This is a genomic window from Streptomyces sp. NEAU-YJ-81, assembly GCF_017592595.1.
Taxonomy (GTDB): domain Bacteria; phylum Actinomycetota; class Actinomycetes; order Streptomycetales; family Streptomycetaceae; genus Streptomyces; species Streptomyces hygroscopicus_B.
Window position 1 is genome coordinate 17,431 of sequence record NZ_JAGFNO010000011.1, and the last position, 20,087, is coordinate 37,517.

Consider the following 20,087-nt stretch of genomic DNA (forward strand, 5'->3'; position numbering starts at 1 on the left):
ACGCCGACCGGCCCCAACCAGGCGGGAGTACCGATGAACGCACACACCACCGTCAACAACCACACCCCCGGCGACGCCGGCCCTCAAGGAGACGGATCCGCGATGCAGACGGAGAAGAGCGAGACCGCACTGGACGGGGCGGCGCTGCACCAGGCGCTCGCCATCGCCACGGCCGAGGAGCGCGAGGACATCCTGCGGGAGACCGTACGGACGCAGCTCGCCGACATCCTGGCACCCGCCGTGGTGGACGACGACAGCAACTTCCTGGAGAACGGGCTCACTTCGCTGACCGCTCTCGAACTCACCCGCAATCTCATGACGCTCACCGACGTGGAGATCCCCCTCGTCGCCATTCTGGAGTACCCCACCCCCGCCCAGCTCGGCCACTACCTCGCCGAGGCGTACGCCGCGGTCAACTCCGGTGACGGCGCCACGGCCTAGTCCGGGCCGCAGGGCACAACGCCGCGCGGGAGGGGGACGAACCCCCTCCCGCGCGGCGTTTTCCTGTCGGTGGTACGCGGTTCCGCCAGTGCGTCAGAACGCGCAGTCCACGTGCTTGATGGCCTCGACGAAGCTGGCCACCAGCCGCCGGGGCTCCCCCACCGTGCGGATCTCCGGCAGCCGGCTGAACAGCTCACGGAAGAGCACCGTGACCTCCATGCGGGCGAGATGGGCACCCAGGCAGAAGTGCGGGCCGACCGACCCGAAGGTCATATGCGGATTGGGGTCCCGGGTGATGTCGAACTGATAGGGGTCGGTGAAGACGTCCTCGTCCCGGTTGGCGGACCAGTAGAAGAGCAGCAGCTTGTCGCCCTCCTGGAAGCGGTGGCCGTTCACCTCGCAGTCCCGCTTGACGGTTCGGCGCATCCAGTTGATGGGGGTCGCGACCCGCAGAATCTCCTCGACCGCGCCCGGCACGTAGGTCTCGAAGTCGGAGAGCAGCAGCTTCCGCTGCTCCGGATGCTCGGTGAGCAGCACCAGACCACGCGAGATCGCGTTACGGGTGGTCTCCATTCCGGCGACGACGAGCAGGATGAAGAAGGAGGAGAGCTCTTCGGGGCTCAGCCGCTCACCGTCGATCTGCGCCTGCACCAGCCGGGTGACCAGATCTCCGGTGGGGTTACGGGTGCGGTCGGCGGCGAGCCGTGAGATGTAGTCGGCGAGTTCATGTGAGGTCTTCAGCAGGGCGGCGGTGGCCTGATCGGCCCGGGGAACGTATTCGGGGTCGAAGGTGCCGACGATGACATTGGACCGGTCGTAAATGAACTCGTAGTCGTCGCTGGGAATCCCCATCATGCCGCTGAGCACCGCGATCGGCATGATCGCCGCGACGTTCCGGACGAAGTCGCCCGGGCCGTCCGCGATGAGGTCGTCGACAATCTTCCGGGCCGCCTTTTGGGACGCCACCTCGAACTCGGCGGCCATTCCCCGGCCGAAGGCGCGGGACACCAGCCGGCGCAGCCGGGCGTGCTGGGGATTGTCCATATTGATCATCGATCCGAAGAAGCTGTTGAACTCCTCCGGCAGATCGATGATGCTGATCGCGGTGGGCAGCGAGCCGAAGTCCTGCGGACGCCGGCTCACCTCGGCGATATCGGCATGCCTGACCATCGCGTAATAGCCGGACCCACGCCCGAACCCGGGCATGACCGGTTCGCGGAAGAGCACGGGCTCCGGCCGTCGGCGCAGCGCCGCGAAAGCGGCGTCACGGTCGCCGTAGGGCTGGGCCCAGAAGGACAAGTCGGTGAGGTCGATGTTGTCGACATGGGCAAGCCTCGATTCCGGGGGATACACAGCGCCTCACTTCGGCTCGGAGTCTACGGTCGGTAAAAGAGTTGGGTCGGCATGAGAGAATGAATCGCCCGGCGGCCCAGCATCTCGCGCCCCGCTTAAGCGCCGCTAATCTGCGCATACATCACATCCCCAGCGGTCGAATCGGATTGGGCGGCCCGGCTAGAATTCCGGCATGGATCTTTCCGTGCCCGTAACCGACGATGTGAAATTGCATTTCCGGCACCGGCCGGGAACGGCGTCGCTTCCCTTTCTCCTGGTCCATGGCATGGCCTCCAGCGCCCGGCTGTGGGACGAGGTCGCCGACCATCTGGCAGCCGCGGGCCATGCGGTGTACGCGGTGGATCTGCGCGGCCACGGGGACTCCGACACACCCGAGTCCGGCTACGACACCCCGACCGCGGTCGCGGATCTGGTGGCGGCGGCGGCCGCCCTCGGGCTGGACCGGGTGGTGGTGGCCGGTCACTCCTGGGGCGGCAATGTCTCGGTGCGGCTGACCGCCGAACACCCCGAACTGGTGGCCGCGCTGGCCCTCGTGGACGGCGGCTGGCTGGAGCCGGCCAAGGCGTTCCCCTCCTGGGACGCGTTCGTCGGGGCGTTGCGGCCCGCGTCCCTGGAGGGCGCCACCGTGCAGAGCGTGAGCGACTACTTCCGCGCCATCCACCCGGACTGGTCCCCGGCGGCGATCGAGGCCGCGGTGGACACGATGCTGGTGAACCCGGACGGGTCGCTGTCCCGGCGCATGTCGACCGAGCAGCACATGTCGATCCTGCACAGCATCTGGAACGAGCCGCCGAGGCCGTGGTACGCGGCCATCACGGTGCCCACCCTGCTGATGCCCGCCATTCCCAAGGGCGCGGACGGGAAGTGGGCGGACCGCATCCGCACCCGTATCAGGGAGACCACGGCCGACCTGCGCCACGCGACGATGCGGGAATATCTCGACTCCGAGCACGATCTGCACGCCCAGCGTCCCCGGCGGGTGGCCGACGATCTGCTCGACCTGGCCCGCGGCGTCCAGCCCACCCGCGGCGCTCACTGACTCCCCGCACGCGAACTCCCCGTACGGTCTCCGTAGGTCTCCGTACGGGGAGTTCGTGTGCTCGGTGGTCGCGGGCGCGGGGCCCGCGACCACCGGTCAGACTCCGAGTTCGCGGTCGATGAGGGCGAACACCTCATCGGCGGTGGCCGCCGTCAGGTCCTGCTCGTCCGTCGGCCCGTCGGCCTCCTGCGCGGTGGCGGTGTACTTCCACACCAGGGCCTGCAACCGGTTCACCAGTCCGGCTCGCCGCGGGTCGCCGGTCGGCAGCCCGGCCAGTGCGGCCTCGAGTTCGTCGAGGTGTCCGGAGAGCGGATGTGCCGCGCCGGCCTCTCCCGGGTCCACCTCGGCCAGCAGATGGCCCGCCAGCGCCCGGGGGGTCGGATAGTCGAAGACCACCGTCGTCGGCAGGCTCAGCCCCGTGGTGGCGCGCAGCCGGTTCCTGAGCTCGACGGCCGCGATGGAGTCGAACCCCAGCTCCTTGAACGGGCGGTCCGGCTCGACCGCTTCCGGCGCCGGATAGTGCAGTACGGCGGCCACATGGGCGCGTACCAGCGCCAGCAGCCGCTCGACCCGCTCGTCCTCGGCCAAGGGGCCCAGCTCCCGCCGCAGCGCCGACGCCTCATCGGTGCCGGTGTCCTCCGCGGCTCCCCGCGCGGCCTCGATGGCCTGGCGGGCGGCCCGGATGTCGTCGAAAAGCCTGCTGGGGCGGGCGAGGGTGAACAGCGGCGCGAAGCGCTCCCATTCCACGTCGGCGATCGTGACGCGCGGATCGTCGTGGTCGAGCACCTGGCGCAGTGCGGTCAGCGCCGGCCGTGGGTCCAGCGGGGACAGGCCCTGCCGCCGGGAGCGCTCGGTGTGCGCAGCCACCGGCCCGTCCGGGGTGTCACCGCCATACGGCAGATCCCACAGCCCCCACGCGATCGAGACGGTGGGGCGGCCGTCGGCCCGGTCGCGCCGCGCCAGCGCGTCGAGGCAGGCGGTGGCGGCCGCGTAGGAGCCGTGGTCCTTGCTGCCCCAGGACGCGGCGACGGTGGAGAAGTAGACCACGGTGTCCTCGGGGCTCATACCGCAGAGTTCGTCCAACCGGCGCCCGGTGTCGTCCAGATGGGCGCGGATCTCCTCGGTCAGCCGCTGTGGGGTGAGGTCCATCAGCGGGGCCAGTTCTCCGGAGGCCGAGGTGTGGATGATCGTCCCGATGCGTCCACTCGCCTCCGCCACCCGCTCGACGAGGCGTGCGGTGCCGTCCCGGTCGGCGGGTGAGTGGTCCGCCACGGTGAGTCCGGTGCCGAGCGCGTCCAGTTCGGCCTTCAGCTCCACTGCGGCCTTCAGCTCCACAGCGCCGGGGGCGTCGCCACCTCCGGGGCTCAGCATCAGGATGTGTTCGGCGCCGTCGGCGGCCAGCCGGCGGGCGACATGGGCGGCTGGTCCGTCGGCGGTTCCGGTGATGAGCACGGTGCCCCGGGGCTTCCAGGTGCGCCGCGGGGCTCGGCCGCCGATCGGGTCGGGGACCAGCCGTCGGCCGTACGCACCGGTCGGGCGCAGCGCCGCCTCGTCCTCGCCACAGGCCCCGGTGAGCACGGCGCGCAGCCGCTCCGCGTCCAGGGTGTCCGGGCTCGCGGGCAGGTCCACCAACCCGCCCCACCGGTCGGGGTGTTCCAGGGCGGCCACCCTGCCGAGCCCCCACAGCTGGGCCTGGTGGGGAGCGTTCAGGGGGTCGGAGTCGTCGATGGCGACCGCGCCGCGGGTGGCACACCACAGGGGTCCGGTGACGGCGGCGTCCACCAGGGCCTGGAGCAGGGTGAGCGTGCCGGTCAGGCCGGGGGCCACGCCGGGGAGCGGCCGCGCGTCGTCGTCCAGGGCCAGCAGCGACAGTACGCCCGTCGGTGGCGTCTCCTCGGCGCACCGGGAGCGCAGCAGCTCGGCGAGCCCCTCCCGGTCGGTGTCCTCGGCCAGCTCCAGCCTGCGCACCTGGCCGCCGTCCGCGCCCAGCGCCCGTACGCAGGCATCCGTCCAGCCGTCGGCGGCGCCCTTCGGGTGGACCACGAGCCAGGAGCCCGCGGTGGCGGGGGCGGCATCGGTGACGGGCCGCCACTCGACGCGGTAGCGCCAGGAGTCCACGGCGGAGCGCTCACGACGGCCGCGACGCCATGTCGAGAGCGCGGGGAGCACGGTGCCCAGCGAGGTCCGGTGGCCGGTGCCGTCCGGGAGGCTCAGCGTCTCGGAGAGCGCGCTCAGGTCCTCTCCCTCCACCGCGGCCCAGAACCGGGACTCCTCCTCGTCCGCCGGGGACTCGGTGGCGAAGGACACCGAGTCGGCCAGCCAGTACCGCTCCCGCTGGAAGGCGTAGGTGGGCAGTTCGACGGTGTGCGGGGCGGCGGGGCCGGTGGGGTGGAGGGTGGTCCAGTCGACGGCGACGCCCGCGGTGAAGGCCAGCGCGAGGGACTCGATCAACCGCGCCGGGCCGCCGTGGTCGCGCCGGAGCGTGGGCACGGTGACCGCGTCGGCCCCGGCTTCCTCGAAGCTCTCCTGCATTCCCACGGTCAGTACAGGATGGGTGCTGCTCTCGATGAACACGCGGTGGCCGTCGGCCAGCAGCGCCTGGACGGTGTCGGCGAACCGCACTGGCTCACGGAGGTTGGTCACCCAGTACGCGGTGTCCAGCCCGGTGGTGTCGATCCGCCGGGCGGTGACCGTGGAGTAGAACGCCACCTTGGACGCGACCGGCCGGACACCCGCCAGGGCCTCCGCCAGCTCGTCGGCGATCTCGTCCACCTGGGGGCTGTGCGAGGCGTAGTCCACCTCGATCGGCCGCGCCCGGTCGCCCGCCTCCTGACACGCCGCCACGGCGTGCGCCACCTGCTCGGGCGGACCGGAAATCACCGTGGAGGACGGGCCGTTGACGGCCGCCACGCCGACGGCCGCCGCCTGGTCGCCCAGAGCGGCCAGCAGCTTCCCGGCCCGCTCCCGGCTCACTCCCAGGGAGGCCATCGCCCCGCCACCGGCGAGCCGCCGCAACGCCTTGCTGCGCAGCGCCACCACCTTGGCGCCGTCCTCCAGCGACAGGGCCCCGGCCACCACGGCCGCCGCGATCTCGCCCTGGCTGTGCCCGATCACCGCCCCGGGACGTACGCCGTGCCCCGCCCACACCGCGGCGAGCGACACCATCACGGCCCACAGGACGGGCTGCACCACATCGACACGGCCCAGGTCGGCCGCCCCGTCGGCGCCACGCAGCACATCGGTGAGGGACCAGTCGACGTACGGCGCCAGCGCCCGTTCGCACTCCGCCACGCGGGCCGCGAACATGGGTGCGGCGTCGAGCAGTTCGGCGCCCATGCCCGACCACTGCGAACCCTGGCCGGGGAACACCAGCACCGGGCCCAGGTCCCCGGCCACGGCGGCGCCACCGTGGTGGACGAGGCCCGGGTGTGTCCCGCCGGTGGCCAGCGCTTCCACGGCCGCCATCAGCTCCTCGTGGGTCTCGCCCACGGCCACGGCCCGGTGGTCGAACACCGACCGGGTGGTGACCAGCGACCAGCTCACATCGGCGATGGGCAGCCCCGGATCGGCGGCCATCCGCCGGGCGAGCGCCGCCGCCTGTCCCCGCAGGGCCTGGGCGCCACGGGCGGACAGCACCCAGGGAACCACCGCCGTCGCCGTCTCCGCCGCCTCGGGAGCGGGGTCTGCGGGCTCCTCCGGCTCGGCAGGGGGGCTGGGCTCGGGGGCCTGTTCCAGGATCAGATGGGCGTTGGTGCCGCTGATCCCGAAGGAGGACACCCCTGCCCGGCGGGGTCGTTCGCCCCTCGGCCACGCCACCGGTTCGGTCAGCAGCCGTACCCCGCCGCCTTCCCACTCCACATGAGGGGACGGCTCATCGATGTGCAGGGTGACCGGCAGCGTCTCGTGCCGGAGCGCCATCACCATCTTGATGACACCGGCCACTCCGGCGGCCGCCTGGGCATGGCCGATGTTCGACTTGAGCGACCCCAGCCACAGGGGCCGTTCACCGGGCCGGTCCCGTCCGTAGGTGGCCAGCAGCGCGTGTGCCTCGATCGGATCGCCGAGGGAGGTCCCCGTACCGTGGGCCTCGACCGCGTCGACCTGGTCGGCGGCGAGGCGCGCGTCGGCCAGCGCCTGACGGATCACCCGTTCCTGCGATACGTCGTTGGGCGCGGTCAGACCGTTGCTGGCGCCGTCCTGGTTGACGGCCGAGCCCCGGATCAGGGCCAGCACCCGATGCCCGTTGCGCCGTGCGTCGGACAGCCGCTCCAGCAGCACCAGCCCGACGCCCTCGGAGAACCCCGTGCCGTCCGCGGCCGATGCGAAGGACTTGCAGCGGCCGTCCGGGGCCAGCCCGCGCTGCCGGGAGAACTCGGCGAAGGCGGTCGGAGTGGTGAGCGCGGTGACCCCGCCCGCGAGCGCCAGATCGCATTCGCCCTGACGCAGCGCCTGGCTCGCCAGATGCATGGCCACCAGCGACGACGAACACGCCGTGTCCACGGTCACCGCCGGGCCCTCCAGACCCAAGGTGTACGCCACCCGGCCGGAGACCACACTGGTGAGGCTGCCGGTGGTGGCATAGCCCTCGAAGCCCTCGGGGACGCGGGGCATCCGGGACATGTAGTCCTGGCTGGACACGCCCGCGTACACACCGGTCAGGCTGCCCTTCACCGTCACCGGGTCGACCCCCGCGCGCTCGAACAGCTCCCAGGCCACCTCCAGCAGCAGCCGCTGCTGCGGATCCATCGCCAGGGCCTCGCGCGGGCTGATCCCGAAGAACTCCGCGTCGAAGCGGTCGGCGCCGTCCAGGAATCCGCCGTGCCGGACGTAGCTGGTGCCGGGGTGGTCGGGGTCGGGGTGGTAGAGGCCCTCCAGATCCCAACCGCGGTCGGTGGGGAACGCGGTGATGCCGTCGCCACCGGAGGCCACCAGCTCCCACAGCTCCTCGGGACAGCCGACACCACCCGGATAGCGGCAGGCCATGCTCACGATGGCCACCGGCTCCTGGGATCGCTCCTCCAGCTCGCGCAGCCGCTGACGAGCCTGCCCGAGATCCACCGTGACCCGCTTCAGATACTGGCGGAGTTTCTCTTCCGTACCCGACATCAGTCCTCACTCACGATCAAGAGGGCAGTTCCCTGTCGATGAACTCGAACAACTCGTCGTCCGACGCGGAGTCGAGGGCGCCGTCGTCCACGGTGGGGTGGTGCCGGCCGGTGGCCTCGGCCGGCGTGTCGTCGGTCAGGCGCCACAGCAGCGCCTCCAGGCGCTTCGCCAGCCGGTCGCGTGTCTCGTCGTGGGGTACGAGGCGTGCCATCGCCGCCTCCAGCCTCTCCAACTCGCCGAAGACGGGCGCCGAGATGTCCGCCTGCGCGGGGCACAGCTTCTCGCGCAGTTCGGCGGCGATGGCCGAGGGCGTCGGATGCCTGAAGACGACGGTGGCGGGGAGCCGCAGCCCGGTGGCGGCGGCGAGCCGGTTGCGCAGTTCGACACCGGTCAGCGAGTCGAAGCCCAGATCCTTGAAGGGGGTGTCACCGGACACCGTCCCGGCGTCGGTGTGGCCCAGGACCGCCGCGGCCTGCGTGCGCACCAGTGTGAGCAGGATCCGGTGCTGTTCCTCCACGGGCACCGCCGCGAGCTGGGCGACCAGCCCGGCGGCGGGCGCCCCGGTGGCGGCGGTACGACGTGTGGTCGTTCCGTTGTCGAGGAGCGTGCGCAGCAGGGCGGGCAGGGCGTCCGCGGGCTGAGCGGCCAGGGTCCGGAGGTCGAGCTGGACGGCCGCGGGCTGCGGGGCACCGTGCCAGCAGGCGGCGTCCATCAGCCCCAGCGCCTGCTCGCCGGACATCGCGGCGATGCCGGAACGGGACATCCTGGCCAGGTCCGCCTCGTCCAGATGCCCGGTCATCCCGCTGGCATCGGCCCACAGCCCCCAGGCCACCGAGACCGCCGGTAGGCCCATGGCCTGGCGGTGGGTGGCCAGGGCATCGCAATAGGCGTTGGCCGCCGCGTAGTTGGCCTGGCCCGGGCTGCCCATCACCCCCGCGGCCGAGGAGAACATCACGAACATGCCGAGCCGCAGATGGGCGGTGGCGGCATGGAGATGGGCCGCGGCCGTGGCCTTGGGCGCCCACACCCGCGCCAGACGCTCCGGGGTCTGCGAGGTGACCACCGCGTCGTCCAGCACACCCGCCGCGTGGACGACACCGGTCAGGGGGTGCGCCGGGTCGACGCCCGCGACGAGGTCGTTCACCGCGGCGCCGTCGGTGACGTCCGCGGCCACGATCCGGGCCTCGGCGCCCAGGCCGGTGAGGTGGGCCAGCAGCTCCGGTGCGCCGGGGACGTCGGGGCCGCTACGGCTCACCAGCAGCAGATGGCGGATGTTCCAGGCGCGGACGAGGTGCTCGGCGACGTGTCGGCCGAGGGTGCCGGTGCCACCCGTGATGAGCACGGTGCCGGCCGGGTCCACGGGGGCCGGGACGTCCAGCACCAGCTTGCCGGTGTGCTTGGCCTGGCTGAAATACCGCAGCGCCTCGCGCGCCCGGCTGAGCGGCCACGCCCGTACCGGTGGCGGCTCCAGCAGTCCGGAGGCGAACAATTCGCCGAGCTCCCGCAGCATTTGGCCGATGCGGTCCGGACCGGCGTCCGTGATCAGGTCGTAGACCCGGTAGGTCACCCCGGGGTATTCGGCGGTGATCAGCTCCGGGTCGCGGACATCGGTCTTGCCCATCTCCAGCAACCGGCCGCCTTCGCGGAGGAGGCGGAGCGAGGCATCCACAAACGGCCCGGCGAGGCTGTTGAGCACCACGTCCACACCCTGGCCACCGGTGGCCTCCCGGAGCGTCTCCTCGAAGTCCAGATCGCGTGAGGAGGCCCGATGCGCCTCGTCGATGCCCATCGCCTCCAGCACCGCATGCTTCCCCGGACTCGCCGTGGCGTAGACCTGCGCCCCCAGATGCCGCGCGATCCGCACCGCGGCCGTCCCCACACCACCGGTCGCGGCATGGATCAGCACCGACTCCCCTGGCCGGAGCCCGGCGAGGTCGGTCAGTCCGTACCAGGCGGTGAGGTAGGCCACCGGTACGGCCGCCGCCTGCCGGAAGCTCCAGCCGTCCGGGATCGGCGCCAGCAACCGCGCGTCGGTGACCGACAGCGGTCCGAACGACTGGTCGAGGACGCCCATGACGCGATCGCCCACGGACACGTGGGTCACCTCGGGGCCGATGTCCACCACCACTCCGGCGCCCTCACCGCCGAGTCCGGTCTGCCCGGGCACCATGCCCAAACCGACCAGCACATCACGGAAGTTGACACCGGCGGCGCGTACGGCGATCCGTACCTGGCCAGCGCCCAGGGGCTCCACCACCTCGGGGCAGGGCACCGGGACGACGTTCTCGAGGGTCGCCGTGCCCGCCGTGTCCAGCCGCCATGCCTCCGGCTGCTCCACGGGGCCCACCAGCCCCGCGCCCCCGGTACCGGCATGGACCAGGCGGGGCACCAGCGCCCGGCCGGCACGCAGGGCCAGCTGGGGCTCGTCCATCTCCACGGCGCGCGCCACGGCGATGCGCACGGCTTCGGTGTGAGGGGTGGCGTTGGGGTTGGCGTTGGGGTTGGGGTCGAGGTCGTCGTCGCGGTCGAGGAGGACGAACCGGCCGGGGTTCTCCGACTGTGCGCTGCGTACGAGGCCCCACACGGCGGCCGCGGCCAGGTCCACCCGGGTGGTGCTCTCGGGGCCGTCGACCGCGACCGCGCCTCGCGTGACCACCACCAACCGGGCCTCCGTCAACCGCGGTTCGGCGAGCCAGCTTCGCACCAGTTGCAGTGCCCGTTCCGTCGCCGACAGCGCCTCGGCCGACGCCTCCTCGGCGCCCGCACCGGTGGGGCTGGTCAGGGCGGTCATATCGGTGAGGACGACCGGCGGGACGGGTTCCTCATCGCCGAGTGCCGCGATCAGCGCGGCAGGATCCGGGTGGCCGTCGGCGCCCAGGACGGCCCAGCCGTCGTCCCCGGCCGCCGTCTCTTCGGCCCCGGCCGCGAGCGGCAGGGGAGTCCAATCGACGGTGAACAGGCTGTCCGTGCCGTGGCTGCCGTGGGCCACTGCCGCTCGCAACTGATCGACGCTCGCGGGCCGCATCGCCACGGAGTCCACGGTCAGCACCGGAGCGCCGACGGCATCGGCCACGGTCAGCCGTAGTGCGCGCTCGCCCTCGGCGTTCTCCGGCTGGGGAGAGAGCCGAACCCGGACCGTGGTCGCCCCGGCCGCCCACAACGTCACGCCGTTCCAGGCGAACGGCAGCCAGACCTGGCCGTCGGTGGCTTCGGTACCGGTCTCGGTGTCGTCCGCGTCGAGCTGGTCGATCAGCAGTGCGGGATGCAGCGCGGCGTCCAGCAAGGCCGGGTGGATGCCGAATCCGGCCTGCTCCCCGGCGGCCTCGGGCAGGACCACCTCCGCGCACACATCCGCGCCGTCCCGCCATACGGCCCGCAGCCCCTGGAACGATGGACCGTAGGCATATCCCGAGGCCGCGACCCGGTCGTAGAACCCCTCGACGCCGAGCGCTGCCGCACCGGCCGGAGGCCACGCCCCGCCCAGTCCCAGCCCCTCGTCGGAACGGTCCGCGGGTGCGCTCAACACGCCCTCCGCATGGCACACCCATCCCGTGGCGGAGTCTCCTTCGCCAGCGGGCCGGGAGTACACCCGCACATCACGACGCCCAAACTCGGCGGCCTCGCCCACGACGACCTGCACCCGCAGGGCGCCCGACGACGGCAGGACCAGAGGCACCCGCAGCGCCAGTTCATCCACTCCGCCACAGCCGACCTCATCGGCCGCCCGCAGCACCCACTCGGCCAGCGCCGCGCCCGGGACCAGCACCGCGTCCGCCACCACATGCTCACCGAGCCAGGTATGCGTGCGGGCCGAAATCCGGCCCGTCAGCACATGGCCACGGCCATCGGCGAGCTCCACAGCGGCGCCCAGCAGCGGATGTCCGGCGGAGACGAGCCCGAGGTCGGCCGGGTCGCCGGCGCGTCCACCGTGGCCGTCAAGCCAGTAGCGCTCGCGCTGGAACGCGTAGGTGGGCAGTGCGACCACGCGGGGTGCCGGGGAACTCGGGTACAGCGTGGTCCAGTCGACGTCGACCCCGGCGGTGAACGCCTGGGCGAGCGAGTGGAGGAGCTGGGCCTGGCCACCGTGATCGCGGCGCAGGGTCGGTACCGTGACGGCCGTGACCTCCGCTTCCTCAAAGGTCTCCTGCAGCCCGAGCGTGAGCACGGGATGCGTACTGGCCTCGATAAATACCCGATGCCCGTCCGCCAGCAACGCCCGAACAGCATCGGTGAACCGCACCCGCTCCCGCAGATTCGCCACCCAGTAACCGGTGTCCAGGTCGGTGGTGACCGCACGACCGCCGGTCACCGTCGAGTAGAACGCCGTACCCGAACCCGATGTATCGAGCGGACGGACACCGGCCAGAACCTCGTTCAACTCCCCACGGATCTCCTCCACCTGAGGACCATGCGAGGCATAATCCACCTCAATCAACCGCGCCCGCTCCCCCACCTCCTGACACACCGCGACGACAGCGGCCACCTGCTCCGGCGGACCCGAAACCACCGTGGAGGAGGGCCCGTTGACAGCCGCCACCCCTACACCAGCCGCCTGATCGCCCAGGCCGGAGAGGAGCTGGCCCGCCCGCTCCTGACCCACACCGAGGGAGGCCATCGCCCCGCCACCAGCCAACCGTCGCAACGCCTTGCTGCGCAGCGCCACCACCTTCGCGCCGTCCTCCAACGACAGCGCACCCGCCACCACCGCAGCCGCGATCTCACCCTGGCTATGACCCACCACCGCCACAGGACGCACCCCATACCCCGCCCACACCCCAGCCAGCGACACCATCACCGCCCACAACACGGGCTGGACCACATCCACCCGCCCCAGATCCGCCGCACCCTCCGCGCCGCGCAACACATCCGTCAGCGACCAGTCCACATACGGCGCCAGCGCCCGCTCACACTCCGCCACCCGCGCCGCGAACACCGACGACGCCTCCAGCAGCTCCGCGCCCATACCGGCCCACTGCGAACCCTGGCCGGGGAAGACCAGCACCGGGCCCACATCACCCGCCAGCGCCGCCGCACCCGACTGCACCACCCCGGGATGCGACACATCCGCCGCCAACGCCTCCACGGCGGCCAACAGCTCGGCGCGGTCATCACCCAACGCCACTGCCCGATGCTCGAACACCGACCGCGTGGTGGCCAACGACCACCCCACATCGACGGATGAAAGCTCGGATGTGCCGCCCACACGTTCAGCCAGGGCGGCGGCCTGGCCGCGCAGCGCCTCCGCACTCCGCGCCGAGAGTACCCACGAGACCGTGCCCATGTCGGAGGAGACCGGCTCCGTCTGTCCATCCTCCTCGGGCGTGGCGGGCGCCTGTTCGAGGATGACGTGGGCGTTGGTGCCGGAGGCGCCGAACGAGGACACACCAGCCCGGCGCGGCCGCTCACCATTCGGCCACTCCACCGCCTCGGTCAGCAGCCGCACAGCGCCGCTGTCCCAGTCCACATGCGGGCTCGGCTCATCGATGTGCAGAGAGGCAGGCAGCGTTCCATGGCGCATGGCCTGCACCATCTTGATGACACCCGCCACACCCGCCGCCGCCTGCGTATGCCCGATATTGGACTTGATCGAGCCGAGCAACAGCGGCTGCCCGGCAAGGCGATCCTGACCGTAAGTGGCCAGCAGCGCCTGCGCCTCGATCGGATCACCCAGCGTCGTACCCGTACCATGCGCCTCCACCGCATCGACATCCGAGACCGACAGCCCCGCGCTCGCCAGCGCCTGACGGATCACCCTCTGCTGCGACGGACCGTTCGGCGCGGTGAGTCCATTCGACGCACCGTCCTGATTGACGGCCGAACCACGGATCACCGCCAGGACATCGTGCCCGTTGCGCCGCGCGTCCGACAGCCGCTCCAACAGCAGAACACCCGCACCCTCGCCCCAGCCCGTCCCGTCGGCGGCCGCCGCAAAGGGCTTGCACCGGCCATCGGGGGCCAGACCACGCTGACGGGAGAAACCGGTGAACACATCCGGCGTGGCCATCACCGTCACCCCACCGGCCAACGCCAGCGTGCACTCCCCCTGCCGCAACGCCTGCGCCGCCAGATGCATCGCCACCAACGACGACGAACACGCCGTATCCACCGTCACCGCAGGACCCTCAAAGCCCAGCGTGTACGCCACCCGCCCGGACACCACGCTGCCCGAACCCGCGAGCATCGCATAGCCCTCGAGCTTCACATCGGCGCCACCGCTCAGCCCGGCCGCGTAGTCGTGATACATCACGCCCGCATAGACACCGGTCGGACTGCCCTTCAACGACACCGGGTCGATCCCCGCCCGCTCCAGCACCTCCCACGACGCCTCCAACAGCAACCGCTGCTGCGGATCAGTGGCCAGCGCCTCCCGCGGATTGATCCCGAAGAACGCCGCATCGAACGCATCGGCGTCATAGAGGAAGGCGCCCTCGTGGGCATAGCTGGTGCCCGGGTGATCGGGGTCCGGATGGAACAGCCCGTCCAGATCCCAGCCTCGGCCGGTCGGAAACTCCCCGATCACGTCCTGCCCCGAGGCGACCAGATCCCACAGCGCTTCAGGGGAGTTCGCGCCTCCCGGGAAACGGCAGGTCATGCCGATGATCGCCACGGGATCGTCCGTATCCGCCCTCGCCGCGACGGGTGCACGGGAACCCGCGGTCTCGCCGGTCAGCCGGGTGCACAGATACTCCGCCAGCACCCGAGGCGTCGGATAGTCGAACACCATCGTCGCCGGCAACCGCAACCCCGTCACCAACGACAACCGATTACGCAACTCCACCGCCGTCAACGAATCAAAACCCAACTCCTTAAACGCAGCATCCACCCGCACCTCACTGGCAGAACCAAACCCCAACACCACCGCCACACCACCCCGCACCACCTCCACCACCACATCCAACCGAGCACCAACCCCCAACCCCACCAACCGCCCCGCCAACCCCGAGGCCGACGGGCCACCCTCGGCGATCCGCCGCCTGGTACGACCGGCCGCCAACCCCCGCAACACCGCCGGAAGATCCTCACCGGCCGCCCCGGCCGGATCAAGGTCCACGGCCACCATCAGCGGACTCGCGAACCGGCATGCGGCGTCCAGGAGGGCCAGCCCGCGCTCGGACGACAACGGCCTCATCCCGCGCAGTCGCGTCAGGTCCGCCCGGCCCACATGCCCGGTCATCTCGCTGGCCTGGGCCCACAGCCCCCATGCCAGCGAAAGCCCCGGCAGTCCCCGCGCCCGCCGATGGGCGACCAGGGCATCGACAAACGCGTTCGCCGCCGCGTATCCGGCCTGACCCGCGTTGCCCACGACTCCGGCAGCCGAGGAGTACATCACGAACATGCGGAGCGGAAGGTCCGCCGTGGCGGTGTGCAGATGGGCGGCCGCCGCGGCCTTCGCCGCCCACACCCGCGCCACCTGTTCCCGGGTCTGCGAGGTGACCACCGCGTCATCCAGCAGTCCCGCCGCGTGAATGACACCGGTCAGCGGATGCGCCGGGTCGATACCGGCCACCGCGTCGGCGACCGCGTCGCCGTCCGTCACATCCACCGCGGCGATCCGCACCTGCGCGCCCAGGTCGCCCAGCCGCTCGGCCAACTCCGGTGCGCCGGGCGCGTCCGAGCCACGTCGGCTGACCAGGACCAGATGCTTGACCTGCCACGTACGCACCAGATGCTCGGCCACCAGACCGCCCAGCAGGCCCGTACCACCGGTGATCAGTACCGTACCGTCAGGATCGAGCCCACCAGGGGTCAGCCCTCCGGAATCCGCCTCGTCGGCGCCGTCGGTGTCGCGTGCGTGCGTCAGTCGGGGCACCATCAGCCCCCCGGCGCGCAGGGCCGCCTGTGATTCATCAGCCCGTACGGCACGGACGACGGCATTCGCCACATCACCCGCGGTCGGATTGGTGGCCTGGTGAAGGTCGAGGAGGACGAACCGGTCCGGGTGTTCCGCCTGCGCACTCCGCAGCAGGCCCCACAGCCCCGCCGCGGCCACATTCAGCTCTTCGTCGCCCAAATCCGCGTCTTCAGGGCCGCCGGTCGACACCGCGCCGCGTGTCACCACCACCAACCGGGTCTCGGCCAGCCGCGGTTCGGCCAGCCACCCCTGCAGCAGCTCCAGCGCTCGGCCGACGGCAGCCAAACCATCAGCCGCCCTCGCCGCGGCTCCGGCCTCCTGCGGGCCAACGCCTGCGGGCAGGTGGGTCACGGCGAAGGCGGGAGGTGGCGTGCCGTCGTCGAGTGCGGCGGCCAACGCTTCAAGACCCGGATGGCACACCACTCCCCCATCGCCGAGTCCGGGCTCCTCGGCCAGGTGCAGGGCGTCCTCACCCAGCACGACCCAGCCCATGGCGTCGGAGGTGTCCACCTCCGGCACGCCGGGCATCGGGATCCAGTCCAGCGTGAACAGCCCATCGACGCCGCGTCCGTCCCCGGACCTCAACTGGCTCGGGTCGGCGGGACGCATCGTCAGGGAGCCGACCGTCAGCACCGGGGCGCCCATGGCATCGGCCACGACCACCCGCAACCCACGCTCTCCCACCGCGCCGTCCTGATGGGGAGAGGGCTGGCGGGGCGAGAGCCGGACCCGGACCGTGGTCGCCTCCGCGGCCCACAGGGAGACGCCGTTCCAGGCGAACGGCAGTCTCATCACCCCGTCGTCCGCCGACTCGATGTCGGCGGCGAGCAGCATGGGATGCAGGGCGGCGTCGAGCAGTGCCGGGTGGATGCCGAAGCCGTCCGCGTCCCCCGCCGCTTCGGGCAGCGCCACCTCGGCCAGCAGGTCAGCGCCGTCCCGCCACACGGCACGCAGCCCCTGGAACGACGGCCCGTACGCATAGCCCGCCGCCACGGCATGCTCGTAGAACCCGTCGACATCCATCGGCTTCGCGCCCTCGGGAGGCCAGACTCCCCCCAGCTCCTCGGCCGCACTCGGCGCGGCCGGCGGGCTCAGGACGCCCTCCGCATGGGTCACCCAGTCCGGATCCGCGCCGGGTTCGGCATCGCGGTCGGGCCGGGAGTGCACCCGCACATCGCGCCGCCCGTCCTCGGCAGCCTCGCCTACGACGATCTGCACCCGCAGTCCACCCGACGGCGGCAGCACCAACGGGACCTGCAGCGCCAGTTCCTCGATGCCGCCACAGCCCACCTCGTCGGCCGCCCGTAACGCCCACTCCACCAACGCCGCACCCGGAACCAGCGGCGTTCCGGCGACCACATGGTCACCGAGCCAGCCCCCGCCGCCGGTGGCCGACACCCGTCCGGTCAGCACCAGCCCGCCATCGGCAAGGCCCACCGCCGCCCGCAACAACGGGTGCTCCACCCGCTGCAGCCCCGCAGCACTCACATCGCCGACCCCGCCGGTGGCAGTGGCCCAGTAGCGCTGGCGCTGGAAGGCGTACGTGGGCAGATCGACGGTACGAGGGGTGGGGTCGGCCGGGAACGCGGCCCTCCAGTCCACCTCGACCCCGGCGGTGAACGCCTGGGCGAGCGAGTAGAGGAGCTGGGCCTGGCCACCGTGATCGCGGCGCAGGGTCGGTACCGTGACAGCCGTGACCTCCGCTTCCTCAAAGGTCTCCTGCAGCCCGAGCGTGAGCACGGGATGCGTACTGGCCTCGATAAATACCCGATGCCCGTCCGCCAGCAACGCCCGAACAGCATCGGTGAACCGCACCCGCTCCCGCAGATTCGCCACCCAGTAACCGGTGTCCAGGTCGGTGGTGACCGCACGACCGCCGGTCACCGTCGAGTAGAACGCCGTACCCGAACCCGATGTATCGAGCGGGCAGACACCGGCCAGAACCTCGTTCAACTCCCCACGGATCTCCTCCACCTGAGGACCATGCGAGGCATAATCCACCTCGATCAACCGCGCCCGCTCCCCCGCCTCCTGACACACCGCGACGACAGCGGCCACCTGCTCCGGCGGACCCGAAACCACGGTCGACGAAGGCCCGTTGACGGCCGCCACGCCTACACCAGCCGCCTGATCACCCAGACCGAAGAGCAACTCGCCCGCCCGCTCCTGACCCACACCGAGCGACGCCATCGCCCCGCCACCAGCCAACCGTCGCAACGCCTTGCTGCGCAAAGCCACCACCTTCGCACCGTCCTCCAACGACAGCGCTCCCGCGACAACAGCCGCCGCGATCTCACCCTGGCTATGACCCACCACCGCCACAGGACGCACCCCATACCCCGCCCACACCGCAGCCAACGACACCATCACCGCCCACAACACCGGCTGCACCACATCCACCCGCCCCAGATCAGCGGCGCTATCAGCCCCCCTCAGCACATCCGTCAGCGACCAGTCCACATACGGCGCCAGCGCCCGCTCACACTCCCCCACCCGCGCCGCGAACACCGCCGACACCTCCAACAACTCCGCACCCATCCCCACCCACTGCGAACCCTGCCCCGGGAAGACCAGCACCGGACCCACATCACCCACCAGCACCGCCGCACCCGACTGCACCACACCCGGATGCGACACACCCCCCACCAACGCCCCCACAGCAGCCGACAACTCGGCCCGGTCACCACCCACCACCACCGCCCGATGCTCGAACACCGACCGCGTAGTGGCCAACGACCACCCCACATCCACCGACGACAACCCCGAATCCCCACCCACCCGCTCAGCCAACGCCGCCGCCTGCCCCCGCAACGCCTCCGCAGTCCGCCCCGATACCACCCACGGCACCACCCCACCCACACCAGAGGAATCCACCCCCGGCATAACCTCCGCAGCAGCCTGCTCCACGATCACATGCGCATTGGTGCCGCTGATCCCGAAGGACGACACACCGGCCCGGCGCGGGCGCTCGTCCGTCGGCCACTCGACCGCCTCCGTCAGCAGCCGCACACCGCCGCCGTCCCACTCCACATGGGGCGTCAGCTCCTCGGCATGGAGGGTGGCCGGGAGTACGTCGTGCCGCAGAGCCATGACCATCTTGATCACACCGGCCACACCCGCCGCACCCTGCGTATGGCCAATGTTGGACTTCAACGAGCCGAGCCACAGCGGCCGGTCCTCCGGCCGGTCCCGGCCGTAGGTGGCGATCAGCGCGTCGGCCTCGATCGGGTCGCCCAGCTTGGTGCCCGTGCCATGCGCCTCCACCGCGTCCACCTCGGACGGGGCCAGCCGGGCGCTGGCGAGGGCCTGGCGGATCACCCTCTGCTGGGAGGGGCCGTTCGGCGCGGTGAATCCATTGCTGGCGCCGTCCTGGTTGATGGCCGAGCCACGGATCAGGGCGAGCACCTCATGCCCGTTGCGCCGGGCGTCGGACAGCCGCTCCAGCAGGACGAGTCCGACGCCTTCGCCCCATCCCGTGCCGTCGGCGTGCACCGAGAACGCCTTGCACCGCCCGTCCGGGGACAGCCCCCGTTGCCGGGAGAAGCCGGTGAAGACCTCGGGGGTGGCCATGACCGTCACCCCGCCGGCCAGGGCCAGGGTGCACTCCTCCTGCCGCAGTGCCTGGCAGGCCAGATGGATCGCGACCAGGGATGACGAGCACGCCGTCTCCACCGTGACGGCCGGTCCCTCCAGGCCGAAGGTGTAGGAGACCCGGCCCGACAGCAGGCTCGGTGCGTTGCCCGCGTATCCCTCGGATCCCTTCTGCGGAAGGTCACCCGATGTGGCGCCGCCGGTGGTCGCCGTACCGGCGTAGACGCCCGTCCGGGAGCCCTTGAGGGACACCGGGTCGATTCCCGCCCGTTCGCATGCCTCCCAGGCGGTTTCCAGCAGCAGTCGCTGCTGAGGGCTGGTGGCGAGCGCCTCGCGTGGGCTGATGCCGAAGAACTGGGGGTCGAATCGGTCGGCGTCGTAGAGGAATCCGCCCCGGCGGACATACGTGGTGCCGGGGTGGTCCGGGTCCGGGTGATAGAGGCTGTCGAGATCCCAGCCGCGGTCGGTGGGAAAGTCCCCGATCGCGTCCACACCGCCGGTGACCAGCCGCCACAGGTCCTCGGGCGTGTTCACCCCGCCCGGGAACCGGCACGCGATGCTCACGACCGCGATCGGCTCCTGGTATCGCTCCTCCACCTCGCGCAAACGCAGGCGCGTATCGTGCAGATCCGCGGAGACGCGCTTGAGATACTCGACCAGTTTCTCTTCATTCACGTTCACCATGAGGTTTCACCCGGCCTCAGC

Annotated in this window: 4 protein-coding genes and 1 pseudogene; 2 read left to right on the forward strand and 3 right to left on the reverse strand. The window is 71.5% G+C overall.

Annotated elements, in window-relative coordinates:
* The first annotated feature begins 33 nt into the window (after nucleotides 1-33).
* Nucleotides 34-441, forward strand: a complete 408-nt coding sequence (locus tag J5X86_RS23835) for an acyl carrier protein (protein ID WP_078638925.1) — start codon at nucleotides 34-36, stop codon at nucleotides 439-441.
* A gap of 93 nt (nucleotides 442-534) precedes the next feature.
* Here the strand turns inward: J5X86_RS23835 and J5X86_RS23840 are convergent, their stop codons facing one another.
* Nucleotides 535-1,794, reverse strand: a complete 1,260-nt coding sequence (locus J5X86_RS23840) for a cytochrome P450 (protein WP_208518793.1) — start codon at nucleotides 1,792-1,794, stop codon at nucleotides 535-537.
* Between the two features lie 172 nt (nucleotides 1,795-1,966).
* Between J5X86_RS23840 and J5X86_RS23845 the strand changes: the two genes are divergently transcribed.
* Nucleotides 1,967-2,833, forward strand: coding sequence for an alpha/beta fold hydrolase (locus tag J5X86_RS23845; protein WP_208518794.1), 867 nt, complete (start codon nucleotides 1,967-1,969; stop codon nucleotides 2,831-2,833).
* 96 nt (nucleotides 2,834-2,929) lie between these two features.
* Here J5X86_RS23845 and J5X86_RS23850 read toward each other — a convergent pair.
* Nucleotides 2,930-7,939, reverse strand: a pseudogene (locus tag J5X86_RS23850) (type I polyketide synthase); the annotation flags it as partial.
* Nucleotides 7,940-7,955: 16 nt separating this feature from the next.
* Complete coding sequence (locus J5X86_RS23855; RefSeq protein ID WP_208518796.1) at nucleotides 7,956-20,066, reverse strand: type I polyketide synthase; 12,111 nt, start codon at nucleotides 20,064-20,066, stop codon at nucleotides 7,956-7,958.
* Between the last annotated feature and the right edge of the window lie 21 nt (nucleotides 20,067-20,087).